This is a genomic window from Mesorhizobium alhagi CCNWXJ12-2, from assembly GCF_000236565.1.
Lineage (GTDB): Bacteria > Pseudomonadota > Alphaproteobacteria > Rhizobiales > Rhizobiaceae > Allomesorhizobium > Allomesorhizobium alhagi.
Genome location: NZ_AHAM01000187.1, coordinates 13,297 through 34,106 on the forward strand (window position 1 = coordinate 13,297; position 20,810 = coordinate 34,106).

The 20,810-nt window shown below is 58.5% G+C and carries 17 protein-coding genes and 6 pseudogenes; 10 read left to right on the forward strand and 13 right to left on the reverse strand.

What is annotated here, in order from left to right; genetic code table 11:
• Window positions 1-227: 227 nt before the first annotated feature.
• The 4 genes and pseudogenes from MAXJ12_RS22005 to MAXJ12_RS39705 form a co-directional block, all read right to left on the reverse strand.
• Window positions 228-1,214, reverse strand: a pseudogene (locus tag MAXJ12_RS22005) (adenosine kinase); the annotation flags it as partial.
• 105 nt (window positions 1,215-1,319) lie between these two features.
• Window positions 1,320-2,495: a methionine adenosyltransferase gene (gene metK, locus MAXJ12_RS22010; protein ID WP_008838201.1), complete on the reverse strand. Its 1,176-nt coding sequence runs from the start codon at window positions 2,493-2,495 to the stop codon at window positions 1,320-1,322.
• Between the two features lie 52 nt (window positions 2,496-2,547).
• On the reverse strand, window positions 2,548-3,885 hold the full coding sequence (locus MAXJ12_RS22015) for a serine hydroxymethyltransferase (protein WP_008838202.1): 1,338 nt from the start codon (window positions 3,883-3,885) through the stop codon (window positions 2,548-2,550).
• Between the two features lie 28 nt (window positions 3,886-3,913).
• On the reverse strand, window positions 3,914-4,270 hold the full coding sequence (locus tag MAXJ12_RS39705; protein WP_085984019.1) for an ArsR family transcriptional regulator: 357 nt from the start codon (window positions 4,268-4,270) through the stop codon (window positions 3,914-3,916).
• Between the two features lie 370 nt (window positions 4,271-4,640).
• Here MAXJ12_RS39705 and MAXJ12_RS22020 point away from each other — a divergent pair.
• Window positions 4,641-4,905 (forward strand): annotated as a pseudogene (locus MAXJ12_RS22020) (transposase); the annotation flags it as partial.
• Between the two features lie 206 nt (window positions 4,906-5,111).
• Here the strand turns inward: MAXJ12_RS22020 and MAXJ12_RS22025 are convergent.
• Together MAXJ12_RS22025 and MAXJ12_RS22030 are read right to left on the reverse strand one after the other, a co-directional pair.
• Window positions 5,112-6,451 (reverse strand): annotated as a pseudogene (locus MAXJ12_RS22025) (IS1380 family transposase).
• Between the two features lie 342 nt (window positions 6,452-6,793).
• Window positions 6,794-7,033 (reverse strand): annotated as a pseudogene (locus MAXJ12_RS22030) (IS630 family transposase); the annotation flags it as partial.
• Between the two features lie 364 nt (window positions 7,034-7,397).
• On the opposite strand from MAXJ12_RS22030, the gene MAXJ12_RS22035 reads away from it, so the two are divergent.
• The 3 genes from MAXJ12_RS22035 to MAXJ12_RS22045 are packed head-to-tail and all read left to right on the forward strand — an operon-like array spanning window position 7,398 to window position 9,308.
• Entirely contained in the window at window positions 7,398-7,826 is a 429-nt protein-coding gene (locus MAXJ12_RS22035; protein WP_008838207.1) for a hypothetical protein, read from the forward strand.
• Window position 7,827: 1 nt separating this feature from the next.
• Entirely contained in the window at window positions 7,828-8,352 is a 525-nt protein-coding gene (locus MAXJ12_RS22040; RefSeq protein WP_008838208.1) for a hypothetical protein, read from the forward strand.
• Complete coding sequence (locus tag MAXJ12_RS22045; protein ID WP_008838209.1) at window positions 8,349-9,308, forward strand: CBASS cGAMP-activated phospholipase; 960 nt, start codon at window positions 8,349-8,351, stop codon at window positions 9,306-9,308. The genes MAXJ12_RS22040 and MAXJ12_RS22045 overlap by 4 nt, the downstream gene beginning before the upstream one ends.
• A gap of 1 nt (window position 9,309) precedes the next feature.
• Here the strand turns inward: MAXJ12_RS22045 and MAXJ12_RS22050 are convergent, their stop codons facing one another.
• Genes MAXJ12_RS22050 through MAXJ12_RS40065 form a run of 5 tightly spaced genes read right to left on the reverse strand, consistent with a single transcriptional unit; the run spans window position 9,310 to window position 14,465 of the window.
• The gene (locus MAXJ12_RS22050) at window positions 9,310-10,458 is read right to left on the reverse strand and encodes a hypothetical protein (protein ID WP_008838210.1); all 1,149 of its coding nucleotides are present in this window, start codon (window positions 10,456-10,458) and stop codon (window positions 9,310-9,312) included.
• Entirely contained in the window at window positions 10,459-10,815 is a 357-nt protein-coding gene (locus MAXJ12_RS22055; protein ID WP_008838211.1) for a hypothetical protein, read from the reverse strand.
• The gene (locus tag MAXJ12_RS22060) at window positions 10,812-13,181 is read right to left on the reverse strand and encodes a Piwi domain-containing protein (RefSeq protein WP_008838212.1); all 2,370 of its coding nucleotides are present in this window, start codon (window positions 13,179-13,181) and stop codon (window positions 10,812-10,814) included. Before MAXJ12_RS22060 ends, MAXJ12_RS22055 begins: the two co-directional genes overlap by 4 nt.
• Window positions 13,171-14,109, reverse strand: coding sequence for a PD-(D/E)XK nuclease family protein (locus tag MAXJ12_RS22065; RefSeq protein ID WP_008838213.1), 939 nt, complete (start codon window positions 14,107-14,109; stop codon window positions 13,171-13,173). The genes MAXJ12_RS22060 and MAXJ12_RS22065 overlap by 11 nt, the downstream gene beginning before the upstream one ends.
• Window positions 14,106-14,465 (reverse strand): helix-turn-helix domain-containing protein, encoded by a 360-nt coding sequence (locus MAXJ12_RS40065; RefSeq protein WP_040587303.1) that lies wholly within the window; start codon window positions 14,463-14,465, stop codon window positions 14,106-14,108. Before MAXJ12_RS40065 ends, MAXJ12_RS22065 begins: the two co-directional genes overlap by 4 nt.
• A gap of 162 nt (window positions 14,466-14,627) precedes the next feature.
• Here MAXJ12_RS40065 and MAXJ12_RS22075 point away from each other — a divergent pair, with 162 nt between their 5' ends.
• From MAXJ12_RS22075 to MAXJ12_RS38995, 3 genes are all read left to right on the forward strand, one after another.
• On the forward strand, window positions 14,628-15,218 hold the full coding sequence (locus MAXJ12_RS22075; protein ID WP_008838215.1) for a ComF family protein: 591 nt from the start codon (window positions 14,628-14,630) through the stop codon (window positions 15,216-15,218).
• A 3-nt stretch (window positions 15,219-15,221) separates the two neighbouring features.
• Window positions 15,222-16,079, forward strand: coding sequence for a helix-turn-helix domain-containing protein (locus MAXJ12_RS22080; RefSeq protein ID WP_008838216.1), 858 nt, complete (start codon window positions 15,222-15,224; stop codon window positions 16,077-16,079).
• An 858-nt stretch (window positions 16,080-16,937) separates the two neighbouring features.
• A complete protein-coding gene (locus tag MAXJ12_RS38995; protein ID WP_008838217.1) occupies window positions 16,938-17,177 on the forward strand; it encodes a transposase in 240 nt (79 codons plus the stop codon).
• A gap of 223 nt (window positions 17,178-17,400) precedes the next feature.
• On the opposite strand, the gene MAXJ12_RS22090 is transcribed toward MAXJ12_RS38995, so the two are convergent.
• On the reverse strand, window positions 17,401-18,183 hold the full coding sequence (locus tag MAXJ12_RS22090; RefSeq protein ID WP_157999647.1) for a hypothetical protein: 783 nt from the start codon (window positions 18,181-18,183) through the stop codon (window positions 17,401-17,403).
• Between MAXJ12_RS22090 and MAXJ12_RS36920 the strand changes: the two genes are divergently transcribed.
• Complete coding sequence (locus tag MAXJ12_RS36920) at window positions 18,146-18,595, forward strand: helix-turn-helix domain-containing protein (RefSeq protein WP_157999648.1); 450 nt, start codon at window positions 18,146-18,148, stop codon at window positions 18,593-18,595. The genes MAXJ12_RS22090 and MAXJ12_RS36920 overlap by 38 nt on opposite strands.
• A 111-nt stretch (window positions 18,596-18,706) precedes the next feature.
• Here the strand turns inward: MAXJ12_RS36920 and MAXJ12_RS22100 are convergent.
• Window positions 18,707-19,021 (reverse strand): annotated as a pseudogene (locus tag MAXJ12_RS22100) (transposase); the annotation flags it as partial.
• 50 nt (window positions 19,022-19,071) lie between these two features.
• On the opposite strand from MAXJ12_RS22100, the pseudogene tnpC reads away from it, so the two are divergent.
• Together tnpC and MAXJ12_RS22110 are read left to right on the forward strand one after the other, a co-directional pair.
• Window positions 19,072-20,355: pseudogene (gene tnpC, locus MAXJ12_RS22105) on the forward strand (IS66 family transposase).
• Between the two features lie 8 nt (window positions 20,356-20,363).
• A partial coding sequence (locus tag MAXJ12_RS22110; protein ID WP_085984021.1) for an IS1096 element passenger TnpR family protein occupies window positions 20,364-20,810 on the forward strand: 447 nt, incomplete at its 3' end.

Below are 20,810 nucleotides of genomic sequence, written 5' to 3' on the forward strand. Positions count from 1 at the left end.
GCACCATTTAATTGCCGGTGGCGTGCGTGGTGCGGCTCAAGGATTTCGGAGCAGGTGCGATGTTCGAGGGATGCCAGGTTGACCCATTCTGTGATCCTGCTGGCGAGAGCTGGTAGTGGCCTCGCCTCACGGGGATGCGCATGCGACATTTCGATTTACCCGCGCTCCCCTGGACAGCCTGCACAAGGAGGAGGTGGGCAGCTGGTCCTTGAAATGTCCGCCTGACGCAGGCCTGCCTGCTCGGCCTCGAGGCGCAGATTCTGCCTGGGCCGCGGACCGATCTGCTGGATCACCATCCCGGCCGCCAACGAGCCGAGATCGCCGCAATCCTGGAGGCTGCGCCCGGTCGTGTAGCCGTACAGGAATCCCGCGGCATAAAGATCGCCGGCGCCGGTGGTATCGACCAGTTCCCTGATCGCCCTCGCCTTGATGATGACGGTCTCGTCGCCGCGCACGATCACCGAGCCTTTTTCCGAGCGGGTGACGGCGGCGATCTTGCAATCCTTGCGGATCGCGGCCAGCGCCTCGTCGAAGGACGCGGTCTGGTAGAGCGATTTGATCTCGTGGCTGTTGGCGAAGACGATGTCGACGGTGCCCGAGCGCATGAGGTCGAGGAACTCGTCGCGGTAGCGGTCGACGCAGAAGGAATCCGACAGCGTCATCGACACTTCGCGCCCGGCAGCATGCGCCAGCCTGGCGGTCTGCCGGATTGCCTCCTTGGCGCGCGGCGGATCCCAGAGATAACCCTCGAAATAGGTGACCTTGGCGCCGGCGGCCTTGTCGGCCTCGACGTCTTCCGGGCCGAGTTCGACGCAGGCGCCGAGATAGGTGTTCATCGAGCGCTCGCCGTCTGCCGTCACGAAGATCATTGAACGGGCGGTGGGCGGCTCGCCTTGGAGCGGCTTGGTGTCGAAGGCCACGCCCTGGGCATGGATGTCGTGGGTGTAGATCTCGCCGAGCGTGTCGTTCGACACCTTGCCGAAAAAGGATGCGCGGCCGCCGAAACTCGCGACGCCGGCAGCGGTGTTGCCGGCGCTGCCGCCCGAAGCTTCGATCGCCGGTCCCATGCGGCTGTAAAGCAGTTCGGCGCGCCTGGCGTCGATGAGGTTCATCGCGCCCTTGATGATGCCGTTGCTTTCGAGGAAAGCCTCGTCGCACTGCGCGATGATGTCGACAATGGCATTACCGATGCAAAGCACGTCATATTCCGGCATCAATGTCTCCGCCAACAACTAACGGTTTTCTGCCATGCCGGCCGGGCGCGGCTCTAGCGAGTTGGAATGGGCGCCTCCGCATGGCGATCGATCCGGCGTCGGCCCTCACGCGGCAGCGAGTCCTGCCTCGCGCCGCAAGTCGTCGGCTCTGTCCGTCCTCTCCCAGGTGAACTCAGGCTCTTCACGGCCGAAGTGCCCGTATGTCGCGGTCTTGCGGTATATCGGGCGTAAGAGATCAAGCATCTTGATAATGCCCTTCGGTCTGAGATCGAACAGCTCAAGAATGAGGCGCTCGATCCTTTCTTCCTCAATCCTCGCGGTCCCGAAAGTATTGACCAGGACAGAAACCGGAGTGGCCACGCCGATCGCGTAAGCAAGCTGAACCTCGCAGACCTCCGCAAGTCCGCCAGCAACGATATTCTTCGCGACATACCGGGCCGCATAGGCAGCCGAGCGGTCAACCTTGGATGGGTCCTTGCCCGAAAAGGCGCCGCCGCCGTGACGCCCCATCCCGCCGTAGGAATCGACGATGATCTTGCGTCCAGTGAGGCCGCAGTCGCCGCGCGGCCCACCGACCACGAACCGCCCCGTTGGATTGACCAAGAACTTGGTCCCCGTCGTATCCAAGTGGGGCCGCAAGACCGGCTTTATGATCTCCTCAATGACGCCTTCCCGGACTGCTTCATGTGAGATCTCCTCGTCATGCTGCGTCGACAGGACTATGGTATCCAGCGCCACCGGGCGGAGACCTTCATAGCGTACGGACACTTGAGACTTCACGTCCGGGCGCAGCCAGCTAAGCTGTCCCGCCTTCCGGATCTCTGCCTGCCTTTTCGTCAAGCGGTGGGCGAGCTGGATCGGCAAGGGCATCAGCGAATCGGTGTCGCTGCATGCAAACCCGAACATGAGGCCCTGATCCCCCGCTCCCTGGTCCAGATCCAGTCCTCGTCCCTCGTCAACGCCCTGGCTAATGTCGGGCGACTGCTCGGTGAGGGCTACAACGACCGCGCAACACCGACCGTCAAAGCCGATGGCATCCTCATCGTATCCAATATCGACAATCGTATCGCGGGCAACTTGGCTGTAGTCGATCCGCGCCTCGCTGGTGATCTCGCCAGCCAGAACGACCATCCCTGTCTTCACCAACGCTTCACAAGCGACGCGCGCCTTCGGATCGTTGCGGAGAATCGCATCGAGGATGGCATCCGAAACATTGTCGGCCAACTTATCCGGATGGCCCGCGCCGACGGATTCGGAAGAGAATACGAACTGCCTAGCCATGGAATGCCTCGCTTTGGTTGCTGGAGTTGGATGGGGCTTTGGTTCGCCCGCCTTACCTGTCGGTGATGCCAGGGACCTCGAACGCAGCGCAGAAGTCCGCAACGTCTCTTCGCACGCTGGCATGAACATCTGGGTCGTCGGGCTGGCGGCAGACCAAGTCAATGAAAGCGGCGATCTGCACCATTTCCCCCTCCCGCATGCCCATGGACGTCACTGCTGGCGACCCCAAGCGAATCCCGCTTGTGACCGCCGGATCGCGCGGGTCGCCCGGCACCATATTAAAGTTCGTAATGATGCCTGCCCTTGCCAATCGCTCGGCATAGGCTTTGCCCGACAGGGGTCGATCGCGAAGATCAAGGATCAGCATGTGATTGTCAGTCCCGCCGGTGACCAGGTCATAACCTCGGTCCAGAAGCGCCTCGGCCAGAGCCTTGGCATTCTTGACGATCTGCTGACCGTAGCTACGGAAGGACGGGTTCGCGGCTTCCTGCAAAGCGACAGCTAGCCCGGCGATGATATTCATGTGGGGCCCGCCTTGCAGGTGAGGGAAGACCGCGCGATCTATACGTCTTGCGAGATTGTACTTGCTCTTCGAATGGTACAGCGCTTGATAGCGGTCTTCATTCCTTGACAAAATGAAGCCTCCGCGTGGACCGCGGATCGACTTGTGAGACGTGCTGCTGACGACGTCGCAATGGCGCACGGGGTTGGGATGCGCTCCTGCGACGATCAGGCCGCTGATGTGCGCAATGTCCGCCACGAGATAGGAATTCGCCTCCAGAGCGATTTCGGCCATTGCCGCGTAGTCAAAGGCACGCGGATAAGCTGTTCCGCCGACCCAAATGAGTTTCGGCCTTTCCCGCTTGGCTGTCTCGCGCAGGCGGTCATAGTCAATTTGCTGCGTCTTTTCGTGCAGCCCATAGGGGACTCGTTGATAATCAGTCCCGGAAAAGTTGATGGCCCAACCATGAGTCAGATGGCCCCCTTCCGGGATGGGCAAGCCCATGACCTTGTCACCGGGGCTCAAAAGCGCGCGATAGACGGCCTGGTTGGCCGGGGAGCCGGAATAAGGCTGGACGTTGGCGTGTTCGCTGCCAAATAATGTTTTCAAGCGCTCAATGGCGAGCTTCTCAAGCTCATCGACGATCTCGTTTCCCGCGTAGTAGCGCGCACCCGGGTACCCCTCGGCGTATTTGTTCGTGAAAATCGAGCCGGTCGCTTCCAGCACGGCCGAGGAAGCAAAGTTCTCAGAAGCGATTAGTTTGAGCGTCGTCCGCTCCTGCCGCTCCTGTCCTAGAAGCAGTTCGTGAACGCGGCAATCGACCGTGGCCAAGGGAGACAGACCGTAGATGTCGGGCTGCGCGATGGCGCCGCCGGCGGAGTTGTCCATGGTAGTTTCGCGCTCCAACTGGATTGATCTATTTCACGATCAAGCAGGCGGTCCCCTTCGACCGCGCGTCTTGTATCGCTTCGAGGCGTTGTAGGTCTCGTTTATGATGCCCATCGCCGTGGGGCAGGAGATCGACCAAAAATTGAACCAGCCCGCTGTCCTTGCCTCCTGCTTTGAGATGGTATGAGAACCACGGATGTTGTTCGTTGCAGCAAAGAAAGTCGGCTCTGGCGAGCAGCCGGACGTGTCGCACAACGTGCTTGCGACTCAGATCCAGAATCTCCGCTAGCTCGCAGACAGTTAGGTCCGCATGCGCGCAAAGGCCCAGGATTCGAAGGCGATCAAGATGCGCTGCCGTCCGTAGGCGACTGACCAGTGTCATCATTGGTCAGCATCAAGCCACGTAGAAAGACTGAGCACTCGTCCTACTAACTTTGTCATTTGGCGTCCTCCGCAGATGCTTCAGGTTTCGACAAATTATGTTGTTGCTTACCATTCGCAGCCGTTTTGGAGTTGCTAAGAGTCTATGAATTTCTTTGAAGAATCTGTTGCAACGCCTGCACGCGAATTGGCGAGGTGCTGATCAGGCAGCGAGATTGGCGAACTGCTTGGGCCCGGGAAGGATTCGGATTGAAAGCGTATCTCGCTTGTCGTTTTTGCATCACGGCTGTTTGGCGTCAGCGCCAGTGAGACAGAATTGGCTTAGCGAAGAAGGGAGGATTTCTGGCTCATCGGAGCCCTTCACAGGAGCGAAGATGAGACAGAAGGCCGGGACACCGAAACCGTCTGTAGAGATGGTCATCAAGGACATCCGCCGCGCCACCCGCAAGCAGTATGGAGCGGAAGAGAAGATCCGTATCGTGCTGGAAGGTCTGCGCGGCGAGGAAATCGATCGCCGCGCTGTGCCGGTGCGAAGGAATTGCCGAGAGCCTTTATTACAACTGGTCGAAGGAATTCCTCGAGGCCGGCAAGAAGCGGCTGGCGGGTGACACGGCGCGCGCCGCCACCACCGACGAGGTCGCCGCGAGACGCGCGTGACGGCAAGTTCCTCTAGCCGGGTTTATGCACGGCGCTGGACGTTTGGCGGCCTGAGGTGGTGATCTGGTCGCCGTTTCGGTTCTTTTTGACAAGCTGCTTGGGCGCCGGCGGTGATCCGTCGTGGTGGAAAGCGGGGGTTTGCAGGTTGCGGTCGGCGGGTTCGTTTCGGGGCGTTGGCGCCCCATCGGCTACGTCACGAGCCGCGGGATCCGATCAAGCACGATGCGCAGGATGCGCTGGTCCGGCAGGAGGTCGGCAGGTGCAGGCGGATCTGGGTTTTCATCTCGACCACGCGCGCGGCGATCTTAATGAGGCGCAGTCGCAGCGTGTCGAATTGGGCGACTGCGAAGCTCGAGCGTTTCGGCATTGCGGCGCGCAGGCCCCACATAAGCCAGTAGGCGCCGGCATGCAGGAACAACCGGAACTGGTTGGCCGTCGCTCTTGTGCAGGAGGTGCGGTCGGCGGCGAGATGCGTCTTCCACGACTTGATGTGGTTCTCGGCAGCGCCGCGCCGGCAGTAGACATCCTCGTAGAGCGCCTTGGCCTTGCCACCGGCAAGGTTGGTGACGATGAAGCGGGTGTCGGCGCCTTGGGCGCCGACCTCGACCCGGGCGATGATGCGCTCGACACGGCTCCAGCTGCCGGCGCCGTCAAAGAATTCCTTGAACCTGCGGACCTTGTCCGTCTTCGCCGACGCTTCAAAACGCGCCAGCGTGCTGACCTCCAGGTCCGCGACATGCTTGCGCAATGTGGTGGTGGACGCCACGCCGAGAATGAAGTCGACACCGTTGGCGCGGCACCAGTCGATGACCGGCGGGCTGCAATAATGGCTGTCGGCCCGGATCAGGATCCGGGTGTTCGGCCAATTGCTCCGGATCGCCCGCACCAGGCGGCGCAGGTGGGGGCAGATTTCTGCCCCACTCGGCCGCTTGGCCGGCCGCAGAACCGCACCGATGAAGCGGCCATCGCCATCGAACACCACGATCGGCTGGAAGCCGTACTCGTCGTGATGGGCATTGAACAGGCGGAGCTGCTGGCCGCCATGCACGGCATCAAACGTGTCGTCAACGTCGAGCACGATCCGCTTCGGCACCTGCCGGAAGGAGGCGCAGTAGAGATCGACCATAGCCCGACCCATCGCAACCAGCTCCCGCATGCCGGGCAGGTTCTCTAGCCGGCACAGCGTCGACTGGGAGGCCAGATCGCGACCCGAAGGCAGCGCATCCTGGGCCATCTTGAAGGCCGGATCGCAGCGCAACCGGTTGGCGTCGTTGCCATCCTCATAGCCGGCGGCAATCATCTTCATGCGGAAGCCGATCATATCGGCCACGCTGTGGACGACCTGGTCCGGGCAGCGCGGATCGTCGATGCAGCGCGCCAGACGGTCAGCCACACGCAGCCGTTTCTCCACCTCGGCCAGAGCGAGAACCCCACCGTTGGACGACAGCATGCCGCCGTCGAAGCGGGCAACGACGGCCTTGCCGCCGACAGATGACAAACCGCTCAGCGGCAGCGTAAGATCATTCATGGCGGGTGTGGTCTCCGGAAATGATTCGGATCGGCCTTAGCAACCAAATCCTACGTCATTTCAACGGCTTGCACCACATCCGCCAACCCGCCGTGAATTTTTCAGGCTAGGAGCCGATGGATGTTCGTGATCGTATTCGGTCCCTGGCAGGCGGGCTTGGAAGTCGAAGCGGCCGCTTGAAGGGTCAGATCCTCTGCGCAGCTAAGCGGCCCTACGCGCAAACATAGTTGCGCATAGGAGGTATATAGCTGCGCATAGACTTTAAAATTGCGCGTAGGTGCGCTTAAATTGCGCATAGAGTGTTATGCGCAAACAAAGGGAGGCGAAGTGGTACGCTGCATCCTAGTGGATTGATTCCAACGTTTGGAACCCGCGGTTTCGGGCGGCGATGATGTCATCGGGGTTGGCTTTCCAGATGAATGGTTGCGGGTTGTCGGCATTGTATTCGCGGATGAAGCGGTTGATGGCGGCCTGAAGATCGACAACGGAATGGAAGACGCCGTGCTTGAGCCTGCGCCGGGTGAGTTTGGCGAAGAAGCCCTCGACGGCGTTGAGCCAGGAGCAGGATGTTGGGGTGAAATGGATTCGGGTCAAGGAGCGAACAACGCCCGAAGTATCGTTCGTGGACCCAAGAGCGAACGCATATAGAGCGGCAGCTGTCAGACTTGCGCCACATTCCGGTCGTTGAGCAGACTAGGCGGCGTTCTAGAAGCTGCAGTCGTTGCGGCAATCGATAATCCAGAAATGACTCCGCGGTCCCTCGTTGATGGGACGGAGGGCTTCACTATGGGTCGTCGCCAAAAGTCACATATTGGTTGGGCGTGGGATGATCGAGCGACGCTTCGATACGGTTCGGCTTGAAACCGCACGGTTTCTCTTGAAGTCGAGCGGTTTTAATATATTCTGGTGGTTCGGGCTGCCAGATTAGCCGCAAGCGAGGTGCCAAATGACCGATAGGCAAAAATTCAGTGACACCGTCACGCCGTTAGTCAAGCTGATCGAGAAACCAGCAAGGGACGACCTCCTTGAGGCGTTAGCGCTGATAGGTGAGATCGACATCGACGTTGTCTCGGCTGAACAAGCCAACAAAGGGGTGCCAACCCTTCGAAGAGCGTCTAGGGAGGGCGTTCCATCCCTAATTGTCAATCGCGGCAAACTCCGTTCCCTTAAAGATACGGACATTATGATGTCGCTCGATCAGCTCATGAAGCTCATAGGTACGGTCTATGAAAGCGCTGAGAGACACGTCGCGAGCCGCAGGGCTGCCGACGCGCTCCTCAGCCAATTGGAGCCCACGGACCCATCAGTTGCGAAAATGCGGATCGCGCGGCGCCAGTCTGAAGAAACCATCGGTGGGCGTAGGCACCTTACTTAACATGGCGGCTTATCTGCTCGGCTCCCAGGCCGTCCTCGACATTGCGAAGAACCTCAATCTCCCAGCCGAAAAATGGCTGAGAGCTGCCGGCGAACGTCGCATCATTGAGGACGACCTGTGCATAAGCTCCGTCGTTCCTATGACCGTCATGCATACCATCGACTCGTGGATCCACGAGGCGCGCCGGCAGCGAAGTGGTAGCCTAGCAGCACTCGGCGCGATGAAGCGGAATGCTGAACGTTTCCTCGGTGCATTCATGCAAAATGACCGGATCATTCCAATGGATCACAAAATCGCTGAGCGCTGGGGTGACCTTCTCGACATGGATATTGTCTATGCTGACGAGGACGGCGCCACTTATGGAGTTGGCAGTGCTGAGAAGGTCGAACTTGCGACCGCGTCAGTCGGTCGGGATGGCCGGCCTTTCATCTATGTTGACCGACTGCAGGCGGCGCATACCCTCGTGCCGAATCTCGTTGTCGAATGCCCTTTCGAGTTCGCGGCCTCGCTTGAGGCGGACAAGTGAACGAGGGGCCAACGGCTATCGACCGCTACCAAATTCTGGCGCTAAGCGGTGGCGGCTTTCGCGGGCTGTTCACTGGAGAATACCTCAGACGGTGCGAAGAGTTTTACTCACTTAAAATTCATGAGCGCTTCGATCTGATCGCTGGAACCTCAATCGGCGCATTGCTCGCAGCAGGCTTTGCGCTGGGGCGGCCTGCAGCGGACCCGTGTGAGGCGATGATCGCCTATGGGCCACGAATCTTTGCACGCTCGCCAATGACCTTCCCTAGGCGTCTTCTTCGTGGATCTCCGTATGACACCACGATACTAGAAGAGGCGATCGAGGCAGTGCTGACGCCAGACGGCGCGAACATGCCCCTGAACGAGATTGACCACCCGCTGATGATCACCGCTGTCAACTACACACAAGGATCATCAACGATCTTCAGGTCGAGAGGTCTTGCCCAAAGCCGCGCATCGGACGTGCGCGTCAAAGACGCAGTGCTCGCGAGCGCGGCGGCTCCAACCTTCTTCCCCTTGAGGAAATTGAAGACAGACCAATTTGCCGACGGCGGCCTTATCGCCAATGCACCTGATTTGCTTGCCATCACTGATACGATTGCGGCCAGACGTGCACCGCTAGACTCAATTTATCTGCTGTCGGTAGGCACCGCAGCAAGGCGAAAAGGGGCAGCACTTCACGAACGTCCGCTGTCTCCGTCCATCTTGTCGTGGTTCTTCGTGCGGGGATTGGTGCAAACCATCATGTCAGCCCAGGAGGATCTCACGATTAAAAGCGCTGCCCAGTTGCTTGGCGAGCGGCACCTTCGCATCGACGAAGAGCCGGCCCAGCAGCAAGTCGCCGCTATTGCCGAACTCGACTATGCAACCAGCCGCTCGATCGAAACGCTGATATCGCTTGCATCGCAAGCTTTTGAGAGAACCGGACGGGAGCGAAAATTGCGCGCCTTCTTTTAGTTTAGCGGCGGGCCATTGTGCTCACGAGGAGCCGCATTTGCTCCCGCTCCCAGACACTATAGTGTTCCGGGTCCTCCCAGAATGACCTCCAAGCCTTGTCAAGCCGATCTGACCACGGTGTCAGCGCGCCCGGAACAGCCAGGTTGATACCCATCGCTTCAATGCCGCCATGGGCGATATCGACAATCTTTTCGATGAGGTCGTCGGAATAACATTGCCGGTATTCGGGTTCGGCCCGCTCACCGCGGTGATCCATCAGGTTCGTCCAGGCCGTACGGAGCACAGCGCATTCCTCGTCGAAACCGATCCGGGTCAGGGCGGAAAGGATGATGCGCATACGTGCATCATCGGCAGGGGGGGGGTCGAGCCGGTCCAACGAGACCGAGAAGGCATGCTGCCCCTTTTTGATCGCAAGGTGATAATGTGACCATGCGTAAGCAGGTCCGCAGCTCAGCGCCGCAAACACGTCGCAAAAGCTTTCCTCCAGCCAATATGTTTGCCAAAGCTTTCCCCAGCGCAAGAACTGATCCTCAATGGCTCGCACTGCACGCGCTCTTTTTGCATCCAGGATCGCTTTGGCTGTGTGATGAACCACAGCGATCTTGGCTATTGTGAACGCCTTCCGATAAGGCTCGAGCACAGGTCGATCATCATAGGTTACATGCAAAAGCGGATGTGCGAGTTCGTGGTAGATATCTGCCAGATGAAGAAAATAGCTGCCTTCGAGAAGCGGCACGATCAACAGGTTATAATCAGCGAGGATGCCAAAGTGGGATGCCGACAGGTGTGTTACGATGGGCGGGACAAGCGGGTAGGATATGTCGCTACAGATCGAACGCACGACGGCGTTGACGAATTCTGCTTCAGGCTGAACCGTGGCGAGGGCAGTCGCACCGATTGTTTCGATTTCCTCCAGGCGGTCGCAGTACCTCCTGAATTCGCGAAGCCGGCGCGGGGACTGAAGCTTTTCGTCGACGATCAACTCCTGCTGAAGCTTTCGTAGCCCGGTGAGGGTCTCCGAAAGTTTTTGGGTGCAATGCTGCCTTAGTCCGTCATAGTCGCGATGGTGGGCTTTGTCGAAGAGCATGCTGAGCGCCCTGGCACGTTCGATCGTCTGCGAGATCGATCCTGCGAGATATTGCTCCAGCATTCACCGTCCCATACGATGCGCGATCGCCGTTCGTTGACGCTCGATATGAGAGGAAAGGTTGGCGATGCGCGCGATCAGGGTAGGATCGATGCTCCCTGCTAACAAACGCTGCGCCAGATCGTCCAGGTTGTCTACCGGCTGACCGAGATCATCACTCAGCATGTCCGCAAGTTGAATAGCCCTCAGCGACATATCCGGATTGAAGCCAGCGGAAATCTCGGCAAGCAGCCTAACAAGTCTTTCACGATGTAGTGAGACCTGCTTCTTGGTCTGCAGATCTACGATGACGTCGTCAAGCAGGGTGGCGTAGTCCTCGAAGGAAGAATGAACGCTAGACAACAGCCCAAGCTCGCTCATGCCGAAACCTCGCCCTGATCGTCCAACCCGAAATTCAGCTCATCCGCATCATAGTCGGCGGCGTCTTCGAAGAGGACGCGGTCGCAAAGCTTGATCGAGACCGGCAATCGCGTGCCCGTTTCCGGAGACGACCAGGCAAGGCAAGAGAGGTCGAAAATGTCGGAGAGACAATCTTCTATCGTCATGGTCCCCCACACGCGCACGGCATGTAGCGGCCGCGCTGTTCCACGTCGCCCAAAGGGCTGACCCGTGGTGCAAACATAGCCTTCGCTCTCGCTGAGCGCTTCCCAGGTTCCGACCCGTGGATTGAAAGTTCGACGGCGATGGTCGGGCGAGACGATCGTATCGAACAATCGAAGCGTTACCGGGCCGCTTTTTTTGACCTCAACGATCGTCAGGTCGAAATCGGCGGCGATGATCGCTGCCTGGGCCAGCAATGCGCAGGCCTTTTGCAAACCTTCGATCTCGGTAGGAAACGTTCGCCCGTCGCGATGCACCACGATCCTGCGGGGGCGCGTCTTGAAACTTGCCGCCTCCAGCTTCACGAGCTCGACGAGATAGTTCGCCACCTGCTCGGCGCTCAGCTGCTCACGCTGGCGGGAGGACCAGGTCTTGCAATGGGCGATACGCCCGCCTTGGGCGATGAGCGACAACGCTGCTGTGTTCTGCTTCACATCGATGCCGATCACCATATCTGCCCGCGTTTGCCCCTCGAGAACGAAGGGTATCTTGCGGTTTGAAAGCAAAACTTTGCTGAGCGCTACGTTGCGTAGATAGGCTTCGAAGCGTCTCTTGCGTTTGGGCTCGACCTGATAGATCGGACCTTCGCGACGTTCAATACAATGATAGCTACCGCGCGCGGTGTCCGTGTGAATGACTGCCGCCACCAGTTCGAATTCGACCGGAAAGTCCTTAACGATCATCGCCTCCAATTGATCGGTCATCCGCGCACGGTGATCGAGGCTGTGAATCATTACCAGCGCATTGCCCGGTCTGAGCGCAGCGCGGCTCATCGCCTGTTTGATGACCTTTGCCTGTCCAATGAAGCTTCGCTTTGCGCCGAGGTCGTCATAGGTGATGATCTCGGGATCATAGGGTCCGCCCTGCGGGTAAAGGCCGGATACGATCTTTTGAAGATCCGCCTTGAATTGATCACCGAAGCCGTTGGCTACAGAGGCAGGAAGAACGAGATACTGTCGACCGAGAAGCGTTCTATCGTGAAAGCCGGCCCGCTGATCGGCAAGAAGCTCGCTGCGCTTTTTGCCGAGCTCCTCAATGCGTACGCGCGTCCCGATCGCAGGTTTTCCGGAGAGCGCCAGAATATGCTTGTTGCCGAATTCAAATGACGGAATCCAGAAGCGCTTTCCCTTTCCAGGGACGGCAGATCGAGAGACGCTCAACTCTACATTGCCGAGTTGGAGCCGTTTTAGATGGTCGTCGATGAACTTCTCCGTCAACTGACGTCGGACTTCCGGTTCGAGAATCGCATGTGATTGCAGACGCGCGCCGTCTCGCGTGTGAACGTCTTCGACGAGGTAGCAGAGGCCAGCAGGCGCATGCTTGAGTTCTGGCCCGACTGTTCTGTAGAAGATGGCCGATCCGGCCGGATCGAGATTGGCGACAACGTCTGGCACCGGCTTGCGCGACTTGAAGTTCGCATATTCAAGCAGACAGAATATGCGACCGTCCTCGGCAATCAGCGGATGGCTGATATCGAAATCGGCTACTCCTTGAAATCCGATCTCAAACCATTGATGCCCGAAACGGTAGACTAAAGTTCTGCCGACGAGACGCTTGCCGTCTTCTGGTTGCAGATTCTGTTGAAGAGGCCGCGTCTGAACGAATTTCGAGCGTACGTCGATACATAGGCCCCAGCCGCCAGTTGGCGACGGGACGACGCGAAGGCTGACGCCGTGATAGAGGCCTATATTTTCAAAACTCCTGTTTGGTGTCTTCGCATAAAACGCCTGCCCGGCCCGCGGTTGCCAAAGCATTGGCCGACCGTGCAGCGGGGACTGGATAGAGAACTGCAGGAAACGCTGACGCAGCAGGGTATATTCGTCGTTTGCCGTATTGAAATCGAGATCAATGGTCTCGCCGGTTGGCTTCAATGTCACCACCATTGCGACCAGTTTCACATGTGGAGGAATCCCTGCATCGGTAGGAATGACGATATGTCGGGCTCCATCGCGCTCGATCGTCGTAACCGGCGCCTTGAGAAGTCGGCTCAACCGATCGATCAGCATCTGGATATTGCCGTGATAGGCCGACGTCCCGGGGGGCAGGCCAATGATCTTGTAGACAGAATATTGCACCGACAGCTTTGAGAGTCCGCTAACCGGGTAGATATTAGTTTCAGTCGGCATCGACGGTCTCCCTACACAAGGGCCGATAACTGCATGCATCGCATGCCTCTGGCGAGCGAGCCTGAAGAAATTCCTCGACGTTGAATTCATCAAACTTTCGACCGTCGACGAGACAGGCCATCTCGTAGGCAGTTGATTCAAGAAACTCTTCGGCGGCAGCGAAGTCATCCTCGGTGAGGCGGTGCGCGCGCACGGCGCCGGTCAGAAGCTGTACTTCGATCAGTCGTATGTTGCTGGCCGTGCGCTCGATCTTTTCGAAAAAGTCCGACCAGTCACGATGCGGAGTGCAACGTTCGATCGCAAGGGCGTAAGTGGCAAGCTGGAGCCAAGCATCGTGGGTTCCATGCGCGTGAACCTTCCAATCGATAATCGTTGGTTGGCAGCCCAGCTCGAAAGCCACAAGGTCGGGGATTGCGACGACTGTGATGTCGTCCATGATTTTGAACTGCAGAGACCGCTGGGCGACAAGGAGGTCGGCATCCTTAATCACCTGCTTGACGACGTCGCTCTGATAGAGAGTCCGTAGCGCCCGTTGAACTTCCTCCCAGGCGCGGGAGAAGTCGTCTTCCGAAATCACGTCGTCGTCTCGGAAGAGTGCAAAATCTGGGTGTTTAGTATCGATGTCGATGTTGTTTACAGAGTTGGTTCGTGCGAAGGCGAGCTGCCGTTGGAACCGCTGCTCAGCAATGCTGATGATGTCCTTGAAGCTTGGAAATTCACGTCCTTGGCTGGGACGCGCAACGATCTCGTCGCTGATCAGAGTATCGACGAGCCTGCCTCTCCAGCCGCTTATGCTGTCGGTCTTGCCGAGCAGGTGGACACGACGTCGTTCCGGTGCCTTCGCCTGGCCGACGCCAACGATATTTCGATAATACCATTGACGTTGGCAGCCCCGAAACGAACGCCCTCCCGAATAGGACCACTTCATTCCAACCTCCTTCGCCTTGACCGGATGAAGGATAGATATTCGAGAAGCTGCTCCTCCTCCTCGTTGCTTACTGCGCCAATTCTTGCAGCAAGGCGGGACGCGGTCGATGGCGCGTCCCGCTGAAGTTCCGATGTAGGATAGCCGGCCAGCTCCATTAGCAATGTGTATGGCACACGATACTCGGCAGCCAAGGCATGAAGGTTCTTAGGAGCCGGTGTCTTAATTTTCCCGTGTTCGAGCTGGCTCAAATAGGCGTTCGAAATACCCGTGGCTGCTTCCACTGCTCGAAGGCTGAGTCCAAGCTTCCGTCGCGCTGCGCCGAGAAAATCTCCGAGTTTCTGAGTTTGATTCTCCATCTGCAAAGAATGGAGCGCATTGCTAATTTTGTCAAGCGCCCACTCTTTGAGAGCCCATCCATAACGCCTTGCTAGGCCATACAAAATTTTATATGGTTAGGGGCGGAGCCTCTGAGCCTGCCTTGCCGCGATGCCCCAACAACTCTTTGAAAGCAGCTTCGCATGCAAGTCCAAGTCAGGAAGCTCACTGGTAGCTGGGATCTTGGCTATGCCCTGCATAAGCACACCCTTTCAAGTGTCTATCTTGGGGATGACGAATTCGGACATCCCAGGTTCGATACGACCCGCTCGGAACCGGGCGAGGCCCTATTCAAACTCAAATACCGAAACGACTGGACGCAGGTGGGACCGCTAGCAGCACAAGTGCAAGCTTCGTTGTTGCCCCTGTTCGGAAAAATCGGACTGATCATTCCCATGCCCGCTTCAAACGTACGCCCTAAGCAGCCCGTGGACGAGATTGCGAAAGAACTTGGTCGACTTACAAATGCCCCCGTATTCGACAATCTCATTGTGAAAGCGCCGGCGCCTCAAGGCAGCCCGCAGCTCAAGAACCTGAATACTCGCGAGGAAAAGGACGCAGCGTTGCAAGGCCGCTTCAGTATCAATCCAAGCATCACGAATGAAGGTTGTTGGAACGCTCTCTTACTCGATGACTTGTTTGACACGGGCGCAACAATGGACGCGGTCTGCAAAACGCTACGAACATACAAGAAGATTAGTCACGTATACGCCGCTTCGATAACGTGGAAATGAGCCATGACGACCGTATTCATCGCCGGATCGATATCCATCAGTCGCCTGCACGAGAAGGTGCAAGAGAGGATCGGTAAGATTGTGTCGTCCGACCTCGATGTTGTGGTCGGAGATGCCGATGGAGCTGACACGTCCATACAGATGTGCCTCCGTGACTATCGAGCTGAAAGGGTCACTGTGTACTGCACAGGCGATAGCCCTCGGAACAATGTTGCGGCGTGGCCGATTCACAGGGTTCATTCGAAGGCAAAGGCGGGGAGCCGAGCCTATTTTACCGCGAAAGATTTACAGATGGCTCGACAGAGCGATTACGGGCTAATGATCTGGGATTCCAAAAGCACCGGGACCCTTAGCAATGTAATAGAACTTTTGAGGGAGAAGAAAAAAACAGTCGTTTTTGTAAACAAAGAGAAAGACTTTGTTACCATATCGGACAGAGCCGGGCTGGATTACCTGCTAACATTTATGTCAGCCAATGCCCGTGCGAAAGCTGACGAAAAGATCGGGCTATCGTCTAAGGTCGCTAATATCACGCAGGAACAATTCGCCCTGGACGTCGCGGGCAATGAGCAATCCCCTTCGACGTACGATACCCAGGCTGGTGTCACGGAGGTGGCTGCAGAATATTTAGCTCATGCTGAAAGCATGAAGCTCCGCTTAGAACTCATGTTTGCGTTAAAGGAGTACATTTTTCGCGCTCACCTGAGTCAGTCACAAGCTGCTAAGGTATTCGGCGTGACACAACCGCGTATCTCTGACCTAACGAGAGGCAAGGTCGACTTGTTTGGCCTCGATGCTCTTGTAAATATGGCTGCCGCAGCCGGTCTTCGGGTCGAAATGCACGTGCGAGAAGCTGCCTAAGCCGTGAGACTTTCTCGTATCGCAGGTAAGACTCTTCAAAGAGCAGTACGTTGTGCCGGTGGATTGCGTTCGCGGTTTGTGCTCCGAAAGTCGCATAAAAGGGCAGTGAGGAACCTTCCCTTTGAGGAAACACACTGAAAGACCCACGGTTGCGGGGGTCTGATGTGCTCAAGCCTGTGAATAGCGGCCATCGGTCCAGCCCCGAAACGAAGCCTTGCTCGAACAAGCTTGTTTGTGCGTCCGCGATTCGAGCCAGACGTCCGAAGACAAACTGATTGACACGTGGCTTGCGCGTTGGCGGATTTGTCCGATAAAGCTCCGCGGGAAAGGCGAGGCGACGGATCATTCGATCGTCGCCCCACGACACGAGGCAGATCTGATCGGGCGCGTCGTTTCTCATCGAGGAAGAAAGAATGAAGCGCCAGACCCGGCCGTTCATCGTTGAGGTCAAACACAAGCGGGCAATCCCAAGCAGAGTCGCTCGATCTGGGGCGATCTGGACCTGTCCGCCATTGTCGCCGAAACAACGAGAGAATCTGAGAAGGAGACGTGGCAGCCCCACCGTCAGCTTGTTGACTCTCATGCAACACCCCCTGATGTTGAAGATGGGCATCAACCGCGAACGGAGCATCTTATGGCTGACCCCAAGGAAGATGAATCAGCGCAGACCCCAACCGAAGTGCCTGCGACGGGGGAAGCAGCTGTAACGAAGAAGAAAGCTCCACGGGCGAAAGCAGCCAAGGCACAACCAGAACGCCCGCTCGAAAGGCAGCCGCCAAGCCAGTGCCTGCGACAACTGACGCTTCCACGACAGTTCGCAAAGCGCGCAGGGTTTACTCCGAAAAAGAACGCGGGCAATTGCTTGGACAGATCGAGAAGTCGATCGGTCGCGGCGAAAGCGTCAAGAACGCCACAAGCCGGGCCGGCATATCCGAACAGACTTACTATCAGTGGAAAAAGTCCGCTGCACCAGCATCGGACGGCGGCGATCTGAAGGGTCTGCTCGCGCTGGAGGAAGAGAATGCTCGCCTGAAGAAGCTGCTGGCCGATCGACTGCGCAAGGAAAATGCGGAGCTGAAGAAAAAGCTCGGGTTCTAAGCTTGGCTCAGCGCGTGCCTTCTTCGCCACCCCGCTCAAATTCCTCGAGCACTTTGGGCTCGATACGCTGCGCGATCTGCCTGACCTGGAGGCGCTCGAGGATGCTGGGCTGTTTTCGGCGAAAGAAACGAGAATGGGGGACATGCCCGGCTTTTCCGAAGCGGATTAGGAAACCGATGATGGCCAGCCGGATTGAGGAGCATCTTTTACCGTCAGCCGACTCTCAAGGATCCGCCCAATCCTTTGTCATCACGATCTGATAAAGCACCTTCTGGTAGCTTTCGTCAGGTAGGATTTCGCCGGAGTAGCCGGCATCTCGCAAGGCCGCCGTGCGTTCTTTTACCTCGAAGGGCTCAAGCCTGGGATCGAAGCTGATCCGCGTGAAATACTCGTTCGCATCGAACTTTACGGTTCTGACGTCCGGCCGTGGCGTGACGTGCTTCCAATCGCGCCCGATGAGGAGAAGTCGTACCTCATGCTCGTGCGCGAAATAGTCCCGCTTCCACAGCAGAGATTCCGCACGGCCTTGAACCGAGCAGAAGAATCCTGGCCCTCGAGGGCTGTTGCAGGCATTAGCTATCCGTTGGCCGATTTCGGCGTCAGGCAGATAGGAGACGGCGCCGAGAATGACGTGCGCATCCGAACCTTCGGTATGCCAGCCCTCCGATGCCGCAAGCAGGCGGTCGACAGTCGTGGTCACCGTCACACCTTCGCCGGCGAACTCCAGATTGCGCCGCGTTGCCTTATCCAGCATCACCCGGGAATAGGCCCGAAGCAGGGTGTCGGAGCCCGGATTGAGTGACCAGCATTGCGCCCACGCAGGCGCCAGATAGTCGGCTAGAGCATTTTCTCTGAACGCTGATTCAGATTTAGGATTTCCCCGGTTGCAGGTGTCTGATTCACTGCGCCTCGTGATTTGCGAGGAGGTGAGGATGACACAAAGCTTGAGTGCGGACCTTCGCGGTCGGGTGATCTCGGCGATCGAGGAAGGGCTTTCAACACGCAAGGCGGCGGGGCGTTTCCGGATCGGGATCGCCACAGCGGGGCGCTGGTATCGCCGCTACCGGGAGACCGGCGAGACGGTCGCACGCAAGCAGGGCCAGCCGTCAGGCTCGAAGCTCGACCCGCACGAACGCTTCATTCTTGGCCTGATCGAGGAGACGCCGGACATCACGCTCGCCGAGATCGCCGAGAGACTGGCGTCCGCGCACGGCGTGCGGGTTGTTCCTTCAACAGTGTGGATGTTCTTCGACAAGCGCGGCGTCACGTTCAAAAAACGTATGGCTCGCCCCGCCTGCAAGCGATTTTTTGACGGCGTCTCAGTCTGCGCCAACGTATCCGGTCTCGGGGCGATGATCGTCCCCGGCCAAGATGGAGCTTACGCGCGTACCGATCCTCATAAAGACGTCGGCGTCTAGCGCCATTTTTTTGGTCAGGATGTCGGCACACCGTTCGACTGTCAGGCCATCTTTTCAGTCCACTCACAGACAACGCTGGCCTGAAGGTCTCCCTTCTTGGCCGATCTTTGATTATCCGACCGACGGCAACGCCGCCATCTGGAAGGGACGCCCGCTTCTCAGTACCGCCCAGATGATCCTGGCCATCTTCGCCGCCAGCGCGACGACAGCCGTGTTCATATGAGTTCGCGACAGCAGGCCTCGCAGCCATTCGCCCAACAGCGTCTTCCCTTTGGCAAGGGATGGCAGCGCTGCTCGTGCTCCATGGATCAGCATCCTACGAAGATAGCCGTTGCCGCGCTTGCTGATCCCCAGAAGCTTAGGCTTACCTCCGGTCGTCATTTGTCGAGGCACGAGTCCAAGCCAGGCCGCAAGGTCACGGCCCCGTAATTGCCCACCCCCTTGCCAACGGGGTCGAAGCCTGAATCCATGACGGTATGGATCGCGGTGATTTGCAGCGTCTGTCGAAGGACGAACTGATAGACTTGGTGCTGCGGTTGCAGCGGCCGGAGAAGACGTCGCGAACGTCGTCGAAGCCTCCCTCGACCGACCGCAAGGAGCGACGCGACAAGGCGAAGCCGGGTGGCGCCAAGCCGGGACATAAAGGTCACAGCCGTGCCCTGAGCGAGGATTTCGATCGCATCGTCGATCACCATCCCGCCCGATGCACTTGCTGCCGGGCCAGCCTATCAAGCGATCTTCCCGTCGAGACCGTGAGCGAGCACGAGACGATCGATCTTCCGGAGATCCGACCCGTTGTGGAGCAGCACCGACGGCTTTCGGTGCGATGCCCGTCCTGTGGGACGCTGGTGATTGCTCCGGTGCCGGCCGCGGCGAACGGCACCCCCTTCGGGCCGCGCACTCATGCGGTTGCAACCTATCTGAAGACCTTCCAGGCCTTGTCCTACGAACGTCTGCAAGGTGCTTTCGCCGATCTCTTCGGGCTGACGATCAGCCAGGGCGGCCTGATGAACATGCTTCGGCGTTCACAGGCAGCCTTCGCGCCCGAGCGCGACGCGGCCATCGCCGCCCTGCGCCGGGCAAAGGTCGTGGCCTCCGACGAGACCGGCGTCCGCATTGAGGGCAGCAACGCTTATCAATGGGTGTTCCGCTCGAGCGAGGTGGTCGTCCATCGCGCCGCTTTGACCCGCGGCGCCATCGTGGTGCGCGACCTGATGGACGGCCATCGGCCGCAGGTCTGGTGTTCCGATCGCTATTCGGCGCAACAGGGGCATGGCATGGCGCATCAAACCTGTCTCGCCCATCTCGCCCGGGACGTCGCCTACGCCGACGAGACGAGCGATGATATGCTGCCATCGCGGCTTCGCCTCTGGCTGAAGCGGGCCTTTGCCCTGGCCGGCGGGATCGAGACCTTCGCGACCTCGACGATCGCGGCCAAGCGCCGGGCCCTGGAGCGAAGTCTTGCCGACATCCTCCGTGCGCCGACCGCGTGCGATCTGGCGCGTGACCTTCAGATGAAGTTTCGGCGCGCCCGCGATCAGCTCCTGGTCTTCGCCGCCTATCCCGGACTGGTGGAGCCGACCAACAACGCCTGCGAACGCGCCCTCCGTCCCGCCGTCATTCAGCGAAAGGTCACCAACGGCTAACGCGCCATGTGGGCCGCCAATGGCGAGGCCGACGTGCGAACCGTCGTCGACACCGCACGCCTGCGCACCGGAACCAACGCCTTCAAGACTATCCTCCAGACCGTCGGCGCCTGAAATCCATCATGACTGAGCCCGCGACCTTGATCTTGCGAGCCTCTCTTCGGGCCAGGCTTTCTCGGGACATAGAGGTGTCGAGTTCGAGCATGCTCGCCGATCTGGCCGAAGCCATCGTAGCGGCATATGGCTTCGACATGGACCACGCCTACGGCTTCTACTCAAAACTGACGGGAAAGCTGTTCGACTCGCCCCGGCGGTTCGAACTTTTCGCCGACATCGAGGGGAGTGGCTCTCGCAGCGTGAAGCGTACGCGCGTCATCACGGCCTTTCAGAACGTGGGCTCGGCAATGACTTTCCTGTACGACTACGGCGACGAGTGGCGCTTCCGCGTTGAAGTTGTTGAAACTGGGCAGGCCCAGCCCGGAGCCGATTATCCGAGGATCGTCAGCAAGTTCGGCAAGGCTCCATTCCGCGAACTCCGCGTCGAAGACGACAATGCGAGCATCGAGGGC

What these genes read in the sequence shown, in the direction of transcription:
- metK (WP_008838201.1), bottom strand. Translation starts at nt 2,495, where the DNA reads ATGGCTAGGCAGTTCGTATTCTCTTCCGAATCCGTCGGCGCGGGCCAT.
- MAXJ12_RS22015 (WP_008838202.1), bottom strand. Translation starts at nt 3,885, where the DNA reads ATGGACAACTCCGCCGGCGGCGCCATCGCGCAGCCCGACATCTACGGT.
- MAXJ12_RS39705 (WP_085984019.1), bottom strand. Translation starts at nt 4,270, where the DNA reads ATGATGACACTGGTCAGTCGCCTACGGACGGCAGCGCATCTTGATCGC.
- MAXJ12_RS22035 (WP_008838207.1), top strand. Translation starts at nt 7,398, where the DNA reads ATGACCGATAGGCAAAAATTCAGTGACACCGTCACGCCGTTAGTCAAG.
- MAXJ12_RS22040 (WP_008838208.1), top strand. Translation starts at nt 7,828, where the DNA reads ATGGCGGCTTATCTGCTCGGCTCCCAGGCCGTCCTCGACATTGCGAAG.
- MAXJ12_RS22050 (WP_008838210.1), bottom strand. Translation starts at nt 10,458, where the DNA reads ATGCTGGAGCAATATCTCGCAGGATCGATCTCGCAGACGATCGAACGT.
- MAXJ12_RS22055 (WP_008838211.1), bottom strand. Translation starts at nt 10,815, where the DNA reads ATGAGCGAGCTTGGGCTGTTGTCTAGCGTTCATTCTTCCTTCGAGGAC.
- MAXJ12_RS22060 (WP_008838212.1), bottom strand. Translation starts at nt 13,181, where the DNA reads ATGCCGACTGAAACTAATATCTACCCGGTTAGCGGACTCTCAAAGCTG.
- MAXJ12_RS22065 (WP_008838213.1), bottom strand. Translation starts at nt 14,109, where the DNA reads ATGAAGTGGTCCTATTCGGGAGGGCGTTCGTTTCGGGGCTGCCAACGT.
- MAXJ12_RS40065 (WP_040587303.1), bottom strand. Translation starts at nt 14,465, where the DNA reads ATGGAGAATCAAACTCAGAAACTCGGAGATTTTCTCGGCGCAGCGCGA.
- MAXJ12_RS22075 (WP_008838215.1), top strand. Translation starts at nt 14,628, where the DNA reads ATGCAAGTCCAAGTCAGGAAGCTCACTGGTAGCTGGGATCTTGGCTAT.
- MAXJ12_RS22080 (WP_008838216.1), top strand. Translation starts at nt 15,222, where the DNA reads ATGACGACCGTATTCATCGCCGGATCGATATCCATCAGTCGCCTGCAC.